Genomic DNA, 18686 nt, shown 5'->3' with positions numbered 1-18686 from the left:
CGATCATGTGCTGACATCGCGAATCAACTCGCGCGACTGACGCCGATAGCCATGCAAGCGCCGCAGCGCGCCGCGCGGCCCTTGCTGCGCGACCACCGCCACCGCCTGAAACGCGACCGGCGCAAACACCAGCCCGAGCAAGGTCGCCGTCACGACGCCGCCGAACACGCCCGTACCGATCGACCGGCGGCTTTCCGCACCGCCGCCGCTCGCCAGCACCAGCGGCACGACGCCCAGCAGGAACGCCGACGACGTCATCACGATCGGGCGAAATCGCGCGCCCGCCGCGCGTATCACCGCGCGCGTCAGCGGCACGCCGCGTAGGCTCAGGTCGCGCGCGAATTGCACGATCAAAATCGCGTTTTTCGCGGACAAGCCGATCACTGTGATCATCCCAACCTTGAAGTAGACGTCGTTCGGCATGCCGCGCATCAACATCGCCGCAATGGCGCCGACTACGCCAAGCGGTACGACCATCAACACCGCGAACGGAATCGTCCAGCTTTCGTATAGCGCGGCCAGCGCCATGAACACCGCCAGCAGCGACAGTCCGAGCAGCAACGGCGTCAGCCGCGTCGCCGCGCGTTCTTCGCGCGCCGCATCGACCCAGTCGAACGCGATGCCCGCAGGCAAGCTCGCCGCGAGCCGCTCCATCGCCTCCATCGCCGCCCCCGAACTGACACCGCTCGCCGCACGGCCGTTCAGATCGAGCGACGGATAGCCGTTGTAGCGCGTCAATGCGACTGGCCCGATGGTCCAGCGGCGCGTCGCAACCGACGACAGCGGCACCATCGCGCCCGACTGGTTCGGCACCGACAACGCCAGCAGATCGGTTTCCGTCATCCGCGTCGACGCATCGCCCGCCACCAGGACGCGGCGCATCCGGCCACCCGCCGGAAAATCGTCGACGTAGTGCGAGCCAAAGGTGCTGCCGAACACGTCCGCAATCCGGTCGAACGATAAGCCGAGCGCGTACGCCTTCGCGCGGTCCACGTCGAGTTCGATACGCGGCGCGTCGGGCAGATCCTCGAAATGAATCGACGCCAGCGACGGATCGGCCTTCGCGCGCTCGGCAAGCTGGTCGCGGGCCGCCTTCAACGCGTCGCGGCCCAAGCCGCCGCGATCTTCGAGCCGGAACGTGAAGCCGTCCGAATGCCCGACGCCCGGCACCGACGGCGGCAATTGCGCCTGCACGTTGCCGTCGAGAATCCGGCTGAACGACCGGTTCAACGTGTCGCGCAGCGTCATCGCATCAACGCCGCGCCGGCCCCAGTCTTTCAGCGTGACGAATGACATCGCTACGTTCTGTCCGCTGCCCTCGAAACTCCAGCCGATCACGCTTGTCACGTTCGCCACCGCCGTTTGCATGCGCAAAATCGACTCGGTCGTTTCGACGACGGCGAGCGTGCGCGCCTGCGTCGCGCCGGCCGGCAACTGGATCATCACCTGCAGCTGGCCCTGGTCTTCGACGGGCAGGAAGCCGCCCGGCATCCGCCAGTACAACGCGCCGCACAGCAGCAGCAATACGGCATACACCGCGAGCAGCGGCCCGACCCTGCGCATCGCGGCGGCCGTCATGGCCCGGTAGGCCCGCGACGCGCGATCGAAGCCCTGTTCGAAACGCGTCGAGAGGCGCGCGGCAACGCCACGCAAACCGCGTCGCGCGTCACGCTGACGGACCGATTGCGCAGGCGCGCTCAGCAGGTTCGCGCACAACGCGGGCGTCAACGAAAGCGCCATGAAAGACGAGACCAGCATCGACGCAATCATCGCGACCGCGAATTGCCGGTAAATCCCACCGACGCCGCCAGGAAAGAACGCCATCGGCACGAACACGGCGGTCAGCACCGCCGTCACGCCGACGATCGCACCGCCGATCTGTTTCATCGCTTTCAATGTCGCGTCGCGCGGCGCCAGGCCCTCTTCGTCCATCACGCGATGCACGCTCTCGACCACCACGATCGCGTCGTCGACCAGAATGCCGATCGCCAGCACGAGGCCGAACATCGTGAACACGTTGATCGACAAGCCGAATGCGTACATCGTGACAAACGCACCCATCAGCGTGACCGGAATCACCACTGTCGGCACCAGCGCGTAGCGCAGATCGCGCAGGAACAGCCACATCACGAGAAACACCAGCAAGATCGCCTCGGCCAGCGTGATCAGCACTTCGCGAATCGCAACGTTGACGAAGCGCGCGCTATCGAACGGCACCTGAACCGCGACGCCCGGCGGCAAACGGCTCGCCAGTTCCGCGAGCCGCGCCCGAATCGCGTCCGATGTTTCGAGCGCGTTGCCGCGCGGCCCGAGTTGAATCCCGACCGTCGCCGACGGCTTGCCGTTCAGGCGCGACCAGAACGTATAGTTGTCGCGGCCGATCTCGACCCGCGCGACGTCGGCAAGCCGCACTGCCGAGCCATCGGGGTGTGCTTTCAGCACGATCTGGCCGAATTCCTCCGGCGACAGCAACTGCCCTTTGACGTTCACCGACGCGCTCAGCTGCTGGCCGTCCACCAGCGGCGCGTCGCCGAGTGTGCCTGCCGCGACGCTCGCGTTTTGCGCAGCAATCGCGGCGTTGACGTCGGACGCGGCGAGGCCGAATTCGCGCAGCTTCATCGGATCGAGCCAGACGCGCAACGCTTCGTCGGCGTCCCACAGTTGCGCGGAACCGACGCCCGGCGCGCGCTTCAGTTCGCGCATGATGTCGCGGCTGAGGATGTCGCTCAGTTGAGCGGAATCGCGCGTGCCATCGGTGGATGTCAGCGCGACCAGCATCAGGAACGTGTTGGCGGCCTTGAAAACGCTGATACCCTGCTGCACCACCTGTTGCGGCAAACGCGGCTCGACCTGCTTGAGCCGGTTCTGCACGTCCATCATCGCGATATCGGGGTTGGTGCCGGGCGCGAAGGTCGCCGCGATTTCAAGGTTGCCGAGGCCGTCGCTGGCGGTTTCGTAGTAAAGCATCCCGTCGGCACCGTCGAGACTTTCTTCGATGATGCTGCCAACGTTCGCATCCACGGCTTCCGTCGATGCACCCGGATAGACGGCGTCGATCACGATACGCGGCGGCGCGAGTCGTGGATATTGCGCGACCGGCAGTTGCGTCAACGCGAGCGCGCCCGCGATGATTACCGCAAGCGCCAGAATCCACGCAAACACCGGTCGGTCGATAAAAAAGGCGGCCAAGGCATGCTCACGCGTGTGGGTTCGGTGCGAGCGCGACCGGCGAAGCGAACACCGGCGCATCGGCGAAACGGGCCATATGGAATGCATCGACCAGCTTGCCGTCGCGCATCGCGAACGCTGGCGAGCGTCCTTCCTCGACGAAGCCGAAGCGCTGGTACAGAGCGATCGCGCGGTGGTTGTCGACGAACACGGTCAACTCCAGCCGACGCAGGCCGAGCAGCGTATCCGCGCACTCGACGGCCGCCGCCAGCAGCGCCGTGCCGATGCCGCGCCCGACGTAATCGTCATGCACGCAGAGACCGATTCCCGCGCAATGCGCCATCCGGTGCATGCGCGGCAACACGTCGATCATCCCGACCACGCGAGCGCCCGCCTGCGCGCACAGCCCGAGCGTGTTCGCGGGCATTTTTTCGAGCCAGCTCCCGACCGTCGCGTTCGAGCGATACGGCGTCTGCAACGTGCCATGCCGCGCGCCGGGGCAGTTCATCAACGAAGTGATCGCGTCGAGGTCGGACACTTCGCGGGCGCGGATAATCACATGCGCCGTGTCGGGTTTCAACGAGACGTTCATACGGTCGCCTCGATTTCCGCTTGCAGATGACCCATCGGCGCGCGTAAGCGGCCCATGAACACCGAGTCGATCAGCATGCCGTCGCGCAGCACGGCGCCGCGAAAGGTCGCTTCGTGCGAAAAACCGAACTTGCGATACAGCGCAATCGCGCGATGGTTGTCGGCGAACACGTTCAGCTCGAGACGGCGCAGCCCGTACCAGTTGTCGGCGGCATCGATCAGTTCGGCCATCAGCCGCGTGCCGACGCCCTTGCCCTGCCAGTCGTCGTGCACGCTGATACCCAGCCAGCCGCTATGCGCGCGACGCAGCGCGCCCGGATGCAGATCGGCCGAGCCGACCAGCGTATCGCCCACCAGCGCTGCAATCGCCATCGACGGCGCCGCGAGCTTCGCGAGCCAGCCTTGAGTCTGCTGCAAGGTCGGATACGGACGCATCGGGTTCTGGCGCATCACACCGGGGCATGAACGCAGCGCGTGGAATTGCGCGGCGTCGTCCGGATCCAGCGGCCTGATGCTCATCTCGACCGGTTCGGCCCCGAACCGTGTCGTGCTCTCAAATATTGTCTTTGGTTCCGTCATTGTTATGGCCTTCAATCTGTCATCGGAAACTCACTCACAGCGTCAGTTCGAACGAGCGTGCCAGCAAGCCGGGTAGTTTCCAGCCGCCGGTCTGCCGCTCGCCCTCCGTTCCATCGTTCAGCAGCAGTTCCGGCTCGGCGTCGAGACGTTCGAGTTCGCTCGACAGCAAACGGTACAGGCTGTCGTCGAAACGCATCGCGTCGACCGGCGCGACGATCTGGCCGCGTTCGACCCAGAACGTCGCGAAACGCGTCATGCCGGTCAACCGGCAATTCATCCGGTCAGAAAAATTCACGTACCAGAGATTGCCGACATACAGCCCGGTATCGAGTGCGGCAAGGATATCGGCGGCGTCGAGATCGCCGCCAGCCATCGCCAGCGACTCGGGCGTTTCGCTGGCGAGCGCGCCGTTCGGTGTCAATCCGTATTCGCGCGCGCTACGGGCGTTGGTCAGTTGCCCGGCGTTGCGGCCGTCGTGAATCAACGGCACGCTGTCGCGCTGATAACCGTCTTCGTTGAAGCGCGGCGTGATATTCAGGCTCAGGTCTTCGGTCATCGACACGCGCGGATCGAGCGCGACTTCGCCGCTGTGCAGCCGGTAAAACGGGCTGCGCGCGGTGGCGTTCGCGCGCGCGGAAAACCCGCCCCACGACGCCGTGCCGACCAGTTCCAGCATCGCCGACGGCGCCAAATACGTGCGATACCGCCCCGGCGACAACGCGCGCGGCGTGTGTCCAAGCACCGGCAAACGTACGGCGGCCTGTTCTACCTTCGCGGCGAACACGCTGTCGTCCCAGTGGTCGCCGGTGTACGTGCTTTTGATCGCACGGCCGCTCGGGTCGTACAACGACCAGCTAAAGCTGAAGTTGCTGACTTCGTACCAGCCGCGACTGCCGCGCGACGACGAGAAGCCGCGCACCATCGAGCCACCTGCATGGAAGCCGACGAAATCGAGTCCGCGCGCGCTTTCGGTGGCGATCCGCAACAGTGCGTCGGGCGCGGGCAGCTTGCCGCTGCGGCGCGTCGATTGGGTCCATTGGGTGGCGTCGTACAACAGATGCGGGTCGTCGGGCGCATCGCGCAAGCCGTCGCGCAACGTATTCAGCGCCTCGGCGATATCGCGCAGATCCGTCGCTGGATCGCCGCATACCGTGAAGCTCGAATACGCCTGCCTGGCGCCGTCGATCAGGCGGACGGTCAGTTTGCCTTGCGACACCTGGCCGATCTGCCGAACCTTGCCACCGTTGAAGCGGATAAAGTCGGATTGCTCCGCCGACAGCCGCGTCAACGCCACTTCGTCGCCGCTGAGCAACGTGTCGATCGCATCGGCGAGCAGCGCGAAATGCGCGTGCCAATCCGGCGACTGCGCGTTCGAGGCGAAATCGAAGCCGCTCGATGCATTGACTGCATGGGTTGTAGTCATCGCGCGCCTCCGAATACATCGACATGCGTGAACACGCACGGCGGCGACGCATGGCCGACGCGCACCAGCTGCACCGGTTCGCCTTTGCCGCACATCGACGTGCCGAACACTTCGCGCGTGCCGGCATTGCCGACCGCGCTCAGACTGCGCCAGAAATTCGCGGATATGCCGCGATAATTCGGTTGCCTGACGATTTGCGTGAGCTTGCCGTTTTCGATCAACTGGCCGAACTCGCAGCCGAATTGAAACTTGTTGCGGTGATCGTCGATCGACCACGACGTATTGGTGCGCATCAGGATGCCGTGTTCGATGCCGGAAATCATTTCGCCCAGCGTGCTGGTTCCCGGTTCGATATTCAGGTTCGCCATCCGGTCGATCGGCGCGCGATTCCAGCTCGACGCACGCGAATTCGCGACGCCCGCCATCTTTGCGCGCTGTTGCGACAGCGCGCCACCGAGCGGACGTTCGAGCACGCCATCGCGAATCAGATACTGTTTGCGCGCTTCAGTGCCGTCGTCGTCGAATGCGTACGACGCGGCTTCTTCGCGCAACGACGGATCGAATGTCACGTTGAGCAGTTCCGAGCCGTAACGGTAAGTGCCGAACATCTCCGGCTTCACGAAACTCCATCCGGCGAAGTTGCGTTCGTCGCCGAGAATCCGGTCGAGTTCGAGCGGATGCCCGATCGATTCGTGAATCTGCAACATCATCTGATCGGGCATCAGCAGCAGGTCGCGCGGACCAGACGGACAGTTCGGCGCGGCCAGCAAGGTCAGCGCGTCGGTGGCGAGCCGCACGCCTGCGCCGTCGAACGCGTAGCGGTCCAGCACTTCGACGCCGCCTTGCGCGAGCGTGCCGTAATTGCCGCCGAGCGTGCGCACCTGCGTGTCGCCGTTCGCGTGCGCCGCGACGCTCATTTCCGGCATTACGAGGCAAAAGCGCTGGTCGATTCGCGCGCCGTCGCTGGTCAGATAAACCTGTTCGGTGCGCGTGATCTGCACGGATGCCGTGCGCTCGACGATCCGCTCGTCGATTTTCGCGGCGGCGCATTCGTGCGCGAGACGCGCGAGCCATTCGCCGCGCGTCGGCAGCGGCTGGTCGGCATTGGGCGAGACATACGCGCCGCTGAGCGCTTCGCGCGACACCGCGCGATGGTCGATCAGCGATGCGCCGGCGCTCGCCAGCGCACGTTGCGTCGCGATATCGAGCGCAGCCTGCAAGCCCGCGATGGACAGATCCGTGGTTGCCGCGTAGCCCGCGCCCGCGCCGGCCCACGCGGTCAGCATGGCGCCGCGTTCGCGCTGCGTGCGCAGCGGCTGCGCGACGTCGTTGCGCACTTCGTGGTCGTCGATCTGTTCATCGACAATCCGTAAGGACCAGAACGCCGCGGTGCTCTTCAACGCACGGGCGACCTGCGCCCAGCGCGATTCGCTCATTGCAATACCTCGGGTTCGTCGTGCTCCGGCGCGATCATCGACGCGGCGAGCAACGACTGCGTATAAGGATGTGACGGCGCATGCAGCACGTCGAGCGTGGCTCCCGTCTCGATCACGCGGCCGTTCTTCATCACGATCACGCGATGCGCCATCGCACGCATCACCGCCAGATCATGGGTGATCAATAGATAGCTTAACCGGTACTTCTTCTGCAAGCCCGCCAACAACTTAAGCACCTGTTGCTGGATCGACACATCGAGCGCGCTGGTCGGCTCGTCGAGAATCAGCACTTCCGGTTCGACCGCCAACGCACGCGCGATCGCTATGCGCTGCCGCTGCCCGCCGGAAAACTCGTGCGGATAGCGCAGCATCGATTCGTGCGGCATGCCCACTTCTTCGAGCATCGTCCCCACCCGCGCGCGGCGCGTGCGCGCGTCGATTTCCGGCCGGTGCACCTCGATCCATTCCCCGACGATCTGCTCGACCGTCATACGCGGCGATAGCGACCCGAACGGGTCCTGAAACACCACCTGCATCCGCGAGTACAACGCGCGGCGCGAGTTCGCGCCACGCAAAGCCGACAACGGCGCGCCGTCGATATGGATATGACCGGCGGCGGGCCGTTGCAGACCGAGCAGCGTCGCCGCCAGCGTCGATTTTCCGGAGCCCGATTCGCCGACCACGCCGAGCGTCTCACCGCGACGCAGCGTCAGATCGACGTCGTGCACTGCGCGAAACGTCGAACCGCTGAACAGCGAGCGCCAGCCTTTCGCGGCCGTCCGGTAATCGACCGCGAGGCCTTGCACCTCGAGCACCCGACGCGCGTGCGGTTCGATCGGCCCGATCTCGCGATGCGGTTCGCTGTCGAGCAATCGCTGCGTGTAAGGATGCTGCGGCGCTGCGAACAGCGCCTGGGTCGTATTGGTTTCGACCAGCACACCCTTTTCCATTACCGCCACGCGTTGGGCGAAGCGGCGCACGAGATTCAGGTCGTGCGTGATCAGCAGCACCGCCATGCCGCGATCGGCGGCTTCCTGTTCCTGCAACTCGATCAGCAGATCGACGATCTGCTGACGCACGGTGACGTCGAGCGCGGTAGTGGGTTCGTCGGCGAGCAGCAGGCGCGGATGGCACGCGAGCGCCATCGCGATCATCGCGCGCTGGCGTTGTCCGCCGGATAGTTGATGCGGGTAGCTGTCGATCCGCCGTTCCGGCTCGGGAATGCCGGTACGGCGCAGCAGTTCGATGCCGCGGGCGCGCGCCGCGTTCGACCACAAACCCTCGTGCAAACGCAGGCTTTCGGCGATCTGCTGACCGATCGTGAACAGCGGATTGAGCGCGGTCATCGGCTCCTGAAACACCATCGCGACGTCGGCGCCGCGAATCCCGCGCATCTGCTGCTCGGTTTTCTGTAATAGATCGACGCCGTCGAGACGGATCTGGCCGCTGGTCTGCGCAGGTTCGACGAGGCGCAGGATCGACAGCGCCGTGACGCTCTTGCCCGAACCGGATTCGCCGACCAGCGCAACCCGCTCGCCGCGCCCGATCGTCAGGTTCAGTTCGCGAACCGCGACCTTGTCGCCGAAACGGATCGAGAACGTGTCGATTTCCAGCAAAGGCTTGTGCAACGTTGCGTCGCTCATCACTTCCTCCCGCCGAACGCCGACCCGCGTGAACGGGCGTCGAGCGCATTGCGCAACGCGTCGCCCATGAACGTCAGCAGCAACAACGTGATCACCAGCGCGGCAAACGCAGATACCGAAATCCACCATGCGTCGAGGTTGTTCTTGCCTTCCTGAAGCAGTTCGCCCAGGCTCGGCGTGGGCGGTGCGACACCCAGCCCCAGAAAGTCCAGACTCGTCAGCGACAGAATCGCGGCGCTCATCCGGAACGGCAGGAAGGTGATCACCGGCGTCATGCTGTTCGGCAGCAGATGACGCCAGATGATCTGCCAGTTGCTCAAACCCATCGTGCGCGCGGCGCGAACGTAATCGAGCGAACGGTTGCGCAGGAATTCGGCGCGCACGTAGTCGGACAGCACCAGCCAGCCGAACATCGACAGCAGGATAAACAGCAGCCACAAACTCGGCTCGAAGATCGACGCGAAGATGATCAGCAGATACAGGTCCGGCATCGAACTCCATACTTCGATCAGGCGCTGCCCGATCAGGTCGGTGCGGCCGCCGTAAAAGCCTTGCAACGCACCCGCCAGCACGCCCAGCACGATACCCGACACCGTCAGCGCAAGCGCCATCAACACCGACAGCCTGAAGCCGTACAGCAATCGCGACAGCACGTCGCGGCCGTATTGATCGGTGCCGAGCCAGTTGGTCGCGGACGGCGACGCCGGAAACGGCCGCGTCGCGAAGTAATCGATCGTGTCGTAGTGGTAGTGATTCGGCGGGTAGATCGCGAAGTTGCCTTTCTCCGTCAACTGCTTGCGGATAAACGGATCGAGATAGTTCGCGCGGGTCGGAAAATCGCCGCCGAACATCGTTTCCGGATAGTCCTTCACGATCGGAAAATAGTCATGGCCGTCGTAACGGACCATCAGCGGCCGGTCATTCGCGAGCACTTCGCCGAGCAGGCTCAGCACGAACAGCGTCGCGAACACGATCAGGCTCCAGTAACCGAGCTTCTGCCGGCGGAAACGCTGCCATACGCGTCGCCCAGGCGACACGGACACCGGCAACGCGCCGGGCGGCAGCTTATCGGTCCAGGCTGTTGAACTGGATGCGGGGGTCGACGAGGACATAGCAGACGTCAGCAATGAGTTTGGTCACGAGACCAATCAGCGTGAACAGGAACAGCGAACCCAGCACGACCGGATAGTCGCGGCGGATCACCGAGTCATAAGACAGTTGGCCCATGCCGTCGAGCGAAAACAGCGTTTCGATCAGCAGGTTGCCGTTCAGGAAGGCGCCGATAAACGCGGCGGGCAACCCGGTCAGCAGCGGAATCGCGGCGTTGCGCAATACGTGCTTCCACAGCACGTCACGCTTGGGCGCGCCTTTCGCCCGCGCGGTCAGCACATATTGACGACCAATCTCTTCGAGAAACGTATTCTTGGTCAGGATCGTGACGATCGCGAAGTTGCCCACCACCGACGCCGTCACCGGCAACACGATGTGCCATAGATAATCGAGCACCTTGCCGAACGCGCTGAGTTCGTCGAAGTTATCGGACGTGAGGCCGCGCATCGGGAAGACCTGCCAGAACGTGCCGCCGCCAAACAGCATCAGCAGCAGCACGCCGAACACGAAGCCCGGAATCGCGTAGCCGGTCAGCACCATCACGCTGGTGGCGGTATCGAAGCGCGAGCCATTGCGCACCGCTTTCGCAATCCCGAGCGGCACCGACACGATGTAGGTCAGCACGACCGTCCATAAGCCGAGCGTGATCGACACGGGCAGTTTCGAGCGGATCACCGCCCATACGCTCTGATGGTGATAGTAGGACTGGCCGAGATCGAAACGCGCGTAGTCCCTCAGCATCTTCAGATAGCGCGTCAGCGGCGGTTTGTCGAAGCCGAACTGCTTCTTGATCTGCTCGATCTGCTGCGGATCGACGCCCTGGCTGCCGTGATACGCGCTGCCGCCGCCTCCGCCTTCGCCGCCGCGCTGCTGGCCGTGACGCAACTGCGTCATCATCTGTTCGACCGGGCCGCCCGGCACGAACTGCGTCACGAAGAAAGTCAGCGTAACGACGCCGATCAGCGTCGGGATCATCAGCAGCAGACGTTTGACGATGTAGATAAACATAAGCCCCTCACTTCGCAGCGGCGGTGTTGGCCGCAGCGGACGGCGTCTTGCGATACCAGTAGCTGACGATCCAGTCCTCGCCCTGGAAACTGACCGGCGTCACCGACGGGTAGCCGAGGGCGCTTTTGTACGCTATGCGCGTGTCCGGCGCGAAATATTCGGGCACCAGGTAATAGCCGTTGATCAGCACGCGGTCGAGCGCATGGGTCGCGGTTTCGAGTTCGTTCAGCGTGCTCGCGCGCATCACCGCGCGCACCAGCGCATCGACCGCCGGCGACCTCACGCCCGGATAGTTTTCCGAGCCGACCTGCGATGCCGATGCGCTGCTGAAACGACGCTCCAGTTCGGAACCGGGAATCGTCACGCGCAGATAGATGAACGTCGTCATATCGAACTCGAAGTTGTCGATCCGCTTCTGATACAACGCACTATCTATCTCGCGCATATGCGCATCGATGCCGAGCAGTTGCAGATTGCGCATATACGCCAGCAGTACGCGATCCATGCCAGGCTGATCGTCGATGATTTCGATCGACATCGGGTTGCCGTGCGCGTCGCGCAACTGGCCGTCGCGCACCGTCCAACCCGCTTCGGCGAGCAGGCCGCGCGCTTCGCGCAGGTTCTCGCGCAACGTGTGCGGCGCAATCGTGTCGGCCTGCCTGACCATTGGACCGAACACGGCCGCCGGCAAACTCGCGCGATACGGGTCGAGCAGCGCGAGTTCGGCATCGGTCGGCGCGCCTTGCGCGGCGAACGGGCTATCGTCGAAGTAGCTGTTGGTGCGCCGGTACTGGCCGTAGAAGGTCATCCGGTTCAGCCAGTCGTAGTCGAACGCGAGTGCAAGGGCATGCCGCACCCGCACATCCGAAAACATAGGCCTGCGCGTGTTGAACATCAGCCCCTGCATCTGCGCGCCGTGATCCGGAAAGAGTTTGCGCTGCAACGCGCCGTTATCGAAGTTCTTGCCGATATAACGGCGCGCCCATTGCATGGAACTGTATTCGACCATCACGTCGGTATCGAGCGCTTTCAGCGATTCGAGCTGCGTGTAATGATCGTGATAGAGCTTGAACGCGACGCGCGCGAAATGGTACATGCCGCGCCGCGACGGCAAATCGGCGGCCCAGTAAGCCGGATTGCGACGGTAGACGATCTGCGTGTCGTTCTTGCGCTGCTCGATCAGATACGGGCCGCTCGACACCGGCGGCACGTTGGTCAACTGATCGAATGCGATGCGCGTGCCGTTGGCTTGCATTGCCCACTTGCGCGAGAAAACCGGCAGGTCGCCTGCGATCAACGGCGCGTCGCGCTCCACGTGCCTGAAGTCGAAGCGCACCCGCGACGGGTCGAGCACCGTGGCGCGGCTGATCACCGCGAACTGCGAGTTGAACAACGGCGATGCCTGCGGGCTGGTCAGCGTATCGAACGAATACTTGACGTCGTCGGCGGTGATCGGATCGCCGTTCGAAAAGCGCGCTCGCGGGTCGATATGAAACACCGCTGATTTGCCATCCGGCGCCACCTCGACGTCGTCGGCGATCAATGCGTATTCCGACGCGAGCTCGTCCCAGCTGCGCTGCATCAGCGTATCGAACATCAGATGCAGGATGTCCGGCGCCGGCGCACCACGCGTCAGGAACGGATTCAGCGAATCGTAGCTTTGCCTTTCGTCGTAGTTCTGGAAAACCAGTGTGCCGCCGGTCGGCGCATTCGGGTCCGCGTAATCGAAATGCGTGAACCCGGACGGATACTTCGGCGCGTCGTACTGCGCGATCGACGCCCTCGCCAACGCGGGCGCGGTCGTCAACGGCACGACCAGCAGCCCCGCGACGAGCGTCATCGCAACCCGCGCCGCGAACGCCGTAACGACGCGCGCGCGCGGGCCTCGAAACCTGTCGGTTGTCATCATGCGTGTCTGGACGCAATCGGCTCGTAGCCGATGCGCGATGCTTCGAAACCGCGCGGGCGGCGGCGGGTAGCCACCGCTCGCGCGGTTCCGGGTTGAAGGCCGGATGGGTAAATTGCGAAGGCCGGAAGTTCGCGTCGAAGCTGAGCTTATTCGTCGTCGTTACTCGTCGTGGTTACTCGTCGTCGGACGGTGTGGTCTTGAACGAGAACTGAACTTCGCCGACATACGGCTCGGCATTCTTCTCGCACTTGTACGCCTTGCCTGCGGCAATCACGGCTTCGTTGAACACCGACGTCGGCGGCGTGACGCGCATGATCTTCACGTCGCTGACCTTGCCGTCCGTACCGATCGTCAGATGCGCGATCACGTCCGCCGAAATACCGTCCGTCAATGCCTTGCGCGGAATCACCGGCTGCACCGACTGGCAATGACCGCGGCCGTCCACCACGCCATGCAGCGCGGGCGGCGCCGGCGGCGCGGCGGGTGCCGGAGCGGGTGCCGGCGCAGGCGTCGGCGAGGCGATCGCCGGAGCGTTCGGAGCCGGATTCGCCGTGGGCTGGATCACCGGCTGCGGCGTCGGTCGCGGCGGCGGCGGCGTCGGGGTCGGCTTCGGTATTTCGTGCTTCGGCTGCGCTTTGGGCGGCGCCGGCGGCGGCTCCAGCTTCTTGACCTCGGGCGGCGGCGGTGGCGGAGGCGGCGGCGCAATCTGCACGCGCATCTCCTTCGGCGGCGGAGGCGGCGGCGGCTGGAACTTCATGTGCGACACGCCCAGAATCACCAGCGCCTCGACCAGCACCGCAACGCCGATCGCCAGCTTCATGGGCATGCGACCGTGATGCGCCGGCGTCGTCGATGCCCAGAGTGCACCGTCCAGGCGGTTTTGCGGATCTTTCATGTCGATGGCCGGTGAACTCATGTCGTCGGGTTCGTGGCCAATGCAACCGAACTGATGCCCGCCGCGCGCACCAGGTCCATCACCTTGACGATATTCTTGTAGCTCGTGCCTTCGTCGCCGGCAATCGCGACATCTACTTTCTTCGAGTCGTGAACCAGACCTTGCAGACGCGCGGTCAGTTCGTCGGGCGTCACGGGCTTCGAATCCAGATAGATTTCATCCGTCTTCGTCACGCCGATCGATAGCTTGACGGTCTGCTGCAACTGCTCGGCGGTGCTCGATTGCGGCAGGTCGAGCTTGATGCCTGTGCCCTGGATCATCTTCAGCGTCGCGAGCATGAAGAACACCAGCAGGAACATCATGATGTCGATCATCGGGATGATTTCGATGCGCGCTTTCTCTTCACCGCCGAGGTAATGGCTGCGATGGTTTCGCATGGTCCGTCTCCTTGAGTGCGGGCGTCAGACTGCGAAGCGCGATACGAGCAGCGACTTGATGAGGTCGAACTGGTTGACCGTCATCCGGATACGCTTGTTGAAGTAGTTCAGGAAGATCACGCAGATGATCGCGATGGTCAGCCCGCACGCGGTGGCCGTCAGCGCGTGACCGATGCCGCCCGTCACGCCGTTCGGGTTCGCGGTGCCGCTGGTGCCGAGCACGTTGAACGATTCGACCATGCCAATGATCGTGCCAAGCAGACCCAGCAACGGGCCGAGCGTCACGGCCGTGTCGAGAATCCACAGGTTACGGTCGAGACGCGGCAACTGGAACATGATCGTTTCCTCGATCTCGCGTTCGACCACGGCTTCACTCTTGCCCTTCACTTTCATCGCCGACTTCACGAGTTCGCCTTGCACGGTCTGCTTGTAGTGCTCGGCCACTTTGGCGGCATCGTCGGGATTGGCTGCATCGACGAGTTTCAGGTCATGTTCGAGGGTCTTGCCGGCACGCACGGCACGCGAGAAGAACATGAATCGTTCGATGATGATCGCGATGCCGAGCAGGAAGATGAACGCGAGGAGAGGGATCAGACCCATCGACTGGATCGAGTAGTTAATGAGGGTATTCAGCACTGCGGACTCCGGTTAGTACAGGCTCAAGCGGCCGTTGAATAACGGTAGGTTTCGAGATGCCGGCTGCCTTGTGAGTCGCCGGCTAAAGGCCCGCCACCTATGCAAAGCCCGTACCAGGTCAGGCGACTGGTTTCTCCGTAACGAACGTCGCCAGTCCTTTACACGGGACGCTTTGCCTTTTATTTCATGGACTTGCCGAGCGCGACAAAGATCTCGCATGCCCGCGGCTTGCGTGGCGCCCGCGCACGCATATAGCAAAATAAATTGGTTTTTGTAATTGGAGTAAGTCCGCTTTCCAAGACTTATTCTGCCAAAGCCTTTAATTTCCTATTGCAGAAATGGTGCGAAAAGTCGCGCTTGAAGCTTTTTGGTGCAATCTCAGAATACCGATAGACAATTTCATTACATATACATTTCATATTACTTTCGATCTAGTATGATAATAGGCGCCAATTGAAGACCAGCTACCAGCCAGAAGTGTCTACGCGTAGCGCGAAGTAACCTTACCGAATCAATTTCTTACATTTATTACTGTTCATTTCAACGGCATATTAATCGCCCAGAATTAGGGAATTCAATTGCAATGGAGCATTTTTTATCTAATGCACCAATTCTGTAATTAAGCATTCTTACGGTGCGTAAGCTGCACCAAATCGTAATTAAAATAAGCCGCCTAACTTTATTTTTTTCTAATGGAAACTTTCCTGCGTTCTGTTACGCGCGAGGAATGCTTTATTTCCAGGCACTACCCGCGCGACACAATTTTTCGTAACTCTGAATTCCTAAGCAAATCAATCGCTTCGATGCATTTGCGGAGGCCGCTCAAGGCCTTTCGGACGGTCCGCGACCTCACACATGGCATATCTCGTGCTCTTGCTGCGCTCGCTTCAAGACCAAGGCGCGCGTCCGACACGATCGGCGACGCACCCTGGACGGGATGTGCGGGACGGCGCGGGGATGCGCCGGACAGCGAAGAACTCGCTGACGTCAACGCACTGCAGCGCACGCGCAACTCGCGCCTGCGTTTGCGTGATCGTTCAACGGAAGTGGCCTTAACAACAAGAAGGAGCGCAAGTGAAACAAAAGCGATTGGCCTCAGCCATCAAAAGAATCATCGGAGCCGAGCTGGTGTTGACAGCGGCGTTCGTCCCGCTGGCACACGCACAAAGCCAACCTGATACAGCGGCCGTTCCGACGGCCGCAAGCACGCCAGCGGCGACTCCCCCCGCCGTCAGCAAGCTCGAAAAAGTAGAAGTCACCGGTTCGCTGATCCGCACATCGGACAAGACCGGCAACGTCGAAGTCCAGACCGTTACAGCAAGGGAAATCCAGCAAAGCGGCTACACGACCGTGGCCGATTTCCTGCGCGGCATGTCTGCCAACTCCGCGTCCAGTTGGGGTTCCACCACGATGAACGGCACGGCGCCGGGCGGCTCGGGGATCGCATTGCGCGGTCTGTCCGAGAAGTACACGCTGGTGCTGGTCGACGGCCAACGCGTCGCGAACTACGCACAGGCGGTGAACTTCACCGACACGTTCTTCGACGTCAACACGATCCCGCTGAACATCGTCGATCACATCGAAATCGTGAAGACGGGCGCCGTGTCCGCATACGGTTCCGACGCGATTGCCGGCGTGGTCAACATCATCACGAAGAAGAACTTCCAGGGTCTTCAGATCGACGGGCAGCTCGGCAAGGCACAGCATCCGGGTAACGCTCAGGGCAACTTCAGCGTGCTCGGCGGCTTCGGCGACCTGAACTCGGATCGTTTCAACGTGACGGCAGCCGCCAGCTACTATCGCGATTCCGGTTCGACGCTCGACCAGCGCGACATGACCAAAAACGAAGACTTCAGCCAGTACCCAGGCGGGTCGGCGGGTCCTCTGGGTCCGAATCAGCAGTCATTCTGGCAACTGCCCGACGGCTCGACCGCCGCGTTGAGCCCATGCCCTCCGGGCAGCACTAACGCGGCGGGCGCATCGTGCGTGTACAAGAACGCGAACACGTACTCGCTGATTCCACAGACGACGCGTCTGAACGCGAAGGTGCGTGGCACCTTCAAGATCAACGACGACATACAGGCTTACGCCGACCTGTGGGCGAGCCGCAACGAGACGGTCCAGTACTTCGGCAGCCCGGCCATCAGCAGCGTGTCGAACGTGTTCAATCCAGTGACCGGCTCGGTGTCGCAACTCGACCGCACGGTGTCGGCGCTGAATCCGTACAACCCGTACGGTGTCGATACGCCGATCAACCTGACCTTCCCGGGCATTGCGCAGCGCGCAGACACGGTATCGACGTTCTGGAAGGCCTCGACGGGCGTGAAAGGTTCGTTCACCACGCCGAAGGCCGGCGACTGGGACTGGTCGGTGGACTATGGTCATTCGCAGAGCACGGTCGACACGACGTACTCGAACATGATCAACACGGCCGCGCTTGAAAACCTCCTCGGCCCGAACGGCGGCTACAACTTCGCGAACCCGGCATCGACGCCGAACGGTCTGAACGGCCTGTTCCAGAACGACTACCAGCAGGCGATCTCGAAGCTCGACAGCGTGACGGCGAAGACCTCGACCGGCAATCTGTTCAACCTGCCGGCTGGCCCGGTCGGCATCGGTTTCGGTACGGAATTCCGTCACGAAAGCTCGCTGATCAACCCGCGCACGTACTCGTCGCAAGGGATCGTCGTGCCGGCGAACGTTCAGTCCGTCGACGGCGAACGCAACATCGCGGCCGTGTATTACCAGATCGATATTCCGATCATCCACAACCTGACGTTCACGCAAGCGGGCCGCTATGACCACTATAGCGACTTCGGCGGCGCGTTCTCGCCGAACTTCGCACTGCGCTTCCAACCGGTCCAGATGCTGACGACGTACGCGTCGTACAGCCGTGGTTTCCGCGCGCCGACGCTGATCGAAAACTCGCAGGCAACCTACCTGGCTCACCAGAACCTCGTCGATCCGAACGACCCGAGCGGCGTGCCGACCAAGCACTTCACGACGGAACAGATCAACGGCAATCCGAACCTCCAACCGGAGCACACCAAGAACTACAACATCGGCTTCGAACTGTCGCCGGATACGTCGACCGATATCGGTGCAGCGTTCTACAAGATTCATATCGACGGCGTGATCGGTACCGACGATCCGAATGCCGTGCTGGATGCCAACGACCCGTCGAGGGTCGTGCGCAATCCTGACGGCACGATCCGCTACATCTCGCAACAGTTCGTCAACCTCGGCTCGCTGGATACCGACGGCTTCGACATGAACTTCCGCAAGTCGGTCGGCACGAAGTACGGCACGTTCACGCTGTCGGGCGACTGGGCGTACGTGTGGCACTTCAAGCTGAACAGCCCGGGCGCTGCAACGCAGGACTTCGCGGGTAACAACCTCGCGCTGCTGCAACCGTTCGGTGCGTCGAATCCCCGCTGGAAGGGCAACACGAGCCTGACGTGGGATTACCGCAAGATGACCACGACGCTGAGCTGGCAGTACACGGGTCCGTACACCAACGCAGTGGCAGCCGAGTTCGGCGACGGTGGCACGGGTTCGGTGGCGTCGTATAGCCAGTTCAACCTGATGATGACGTATCGCGGCTTCAAGAACTGGACGATCTATGGCGGCATCCAGAACATCTTCGACAGGCAGCCGCCGTTCGACGTCGAGTGGCAATCAACGCCGGACATCACCGGCTACGACCAGTCGCTGTACACGAATCTGGGCCGCTTCTTCCAGATCGGTGCGACCTACCGCTTCTGATCGTCGCAGCGGGCTTTATCGCAGGACCGTAGGTCTCCTCTTGCCTCTTCTTCGTTGTTGAAGAGGATTGGCGGCGGTGCCTCGTG

At 62.7% G+C, this 18686-nt stretch carries 13 protein-coding genes; 1 reads left to right on the top strand and 12 read right to left on the bottom strand.

Going from position 1 to position 18686, the window contains the following annotated elements:
* Window positions 1–3: 3 nt before the first annotated feature.
* From F6X37_RS23840 to F6X37_RS23785, 12 genes are all read right to left on the bottom strand, one after another.
* Window positions 4–3189 carry a multidrug efflux RND transporter permease subunit gene (locus tag F6X37_RS23840; protein WP_187612975.1) on the bottom strand — a complete coding sequence of 1062 codons (3186 nt, stop codon included), beginning with the start codon at window positions 3187–3189 and terminating at the stop codon, window positions 4–6.
* A gap of 7 nt (window positions 3190–3196) precedes the next feature.
* The gene (locus tag F6X37_RS23835; protein WP_187612974.1) at window positions 3197–3760 is read right to left on the bottom strand and encodes a GNAT family N-acetyltransferase; all 564 of its coding nucleotides are present in this window, start codon (window positions 3758–3760) and stop codon (window positions 3197–3199) included.
* Window positions 3757–4278 (bottom strand): GNAT family N-acetyltransferase, encoded by a 522-nt coding sequence (locus F6X37_RS23830; protein ID WP_262420000.1) that lies wholly within the window; start codon window positions 4276–4278, stop codon window positions 3757–3759. Before F6X37_RS23830 ends, F6X37_RS23835 begins: the two co-directional genes overlap by 4 nt.
* Window positions 4279–4372: 94 nt before the next feature.
* The gene (locus tag F6X37_RS23825) at window positions 4373–5761 is read right to left on the bottom strand and encodes a TldD/PmbA family protein (RefSeq protein WP_262419999.1); all 1389 of its coding nucleotides are present in this window, start codon (window positions 5759–5761) and stop codon (window positions 4373–4375) included.
* Window positions 5758–7197: a TldD/PmbA family protein gene (locus F6X37_RS23820; protein WP_187612972.1), complete on the bottom strand. Its 1440-nt coding sequence runs from the start codon at window positions 7195–7197 to the stop codon at window positions 5758–5760. The genes F6X37_RS23825 and F6X37_RS23820 overlap by 4 nt, the downstream gene beginning before the upstream one ends.
* Window positions 7194–8840, bottom strand: coding sequence for an ABC transporter ATP-binding protein (locus F6X37_RS23815; RefSeq protein WP_187612971.1), 1647 nt, complete (start codon window positions 8838–8840; stop codon window positions 7194–7196). Before F6X37_RS23815 ends, F6X37_RS23820 begins: the two co-directional genes overlap by 4 nt.
* Window positions 8840–9952: an ABC transporter permease gene (locus F6X37_RS23810; RefSeq protein ID WP_090800836.1), complete on the bottom strand. Its 1113-nt coding sequence runs from the start codon at window positions 9950–9952 to the stop codon at window positions 8840–8842. The genes F6X37_RS23815 and F6X37_RS23810 overlap by 1 nt, the downstream gene beginning before the upstream one ends.
* Window positions 9906–10958 (bottom strand): microcin C ABC transporter permease YejB, encoded by a 1053-nt coding sequence (locus F6X37_RS23805; protein WP_184067479.1) that lies wholly within the window; start codon window positions 10956–10958, stop codon window positions 9906–9908. Before F6X37_RS23805 ends, F6X37_RS23810 begins: the two co-directional genes overlap by 47 nt.
* 7 nt (window positions 10959–10965) lie before the next feature.
* Window positions 10966–12864, bottom strand: a complete 1899-nt coding sequence (locus F6X37_RS23800) for an extracellular solute-binding protein (RefSeq protein WP_187613010.1) — start codon at window positions 12862–12864, stop codon at window positions 10966–10968.
* 175 nt (window positions 12865–13039) lie between these two features.
* Window positions 13040–13783 (bottom strand): energy transducer TonB, encoded by a 744-nt coding sequence (locus F6X37_RS23795; RefSeq protein WP_187612970.1) that lies wholly within the window; start codon window positions 13781–13783, stop codon window positions 13040–13042.
* Window positions 13780–14199, bottom strand: a complete 420-nt coding sequence (locus tag F6X37_RS23790) for an ExbD/TolR family protein (RefSeq protein WP_090800842.1) — start codon at window positions 14197–14199, stop codon at window positions 13780–13782. The genes F6X37_RS23795 and F6X37_RS23790 overlap by 4 nt, the downstream gene beginning before the upstream one ends.
* A gap of 24 nt (window positions 14200–14223) precedes the next feature.
* Window positions 14224–14835, bottom strand: coding sequence for a MotA/TolQ/ExbB proton channel family protein (locus F6X37_RS23785; RefSeq protein ID WP_184063922.1), 612 nt, complete (start codon window positions 14833–14835; stop codon window positions 14224–14226).
* Window positions 14836–15909: 1074 nt separating this feature from the next.
* Here F6X37_RS23785 and F6X37_RS23780 point away from each other — a divergent pair.
* Window positions 15910–18600 carry a TonB-dependent receptor plug domain-containing protein gene (locus F6X37_RS23780; RefSeq protein WP_187612969.1) on the top strand — a complete coding sequence of 897 codons (2691 nt, stop codon included), beginning with the start codon at window positions 15910–15912 and terminating at the stop codon, window positions 18598–18600.
* The last annotated feature ends 86 nt before the right edge of the window (window positions 18601–18686 follow it).

It is taken from the genome of Paraburkholderia sp. 31.1 (assembly GCF_014397645.1).
In the GTDB taxonomy this organism is placed as follows: domain Bacteria; phylum Pseudomonadota; class Gammaproteobacteria; order Burkholderiales; family Burkholderiaceae; genus Paraburkholderia; species Paraburkholderia tuberum.
This window is presented reverse-complemented; position numbering and strand designations above follow the sequence as displayed.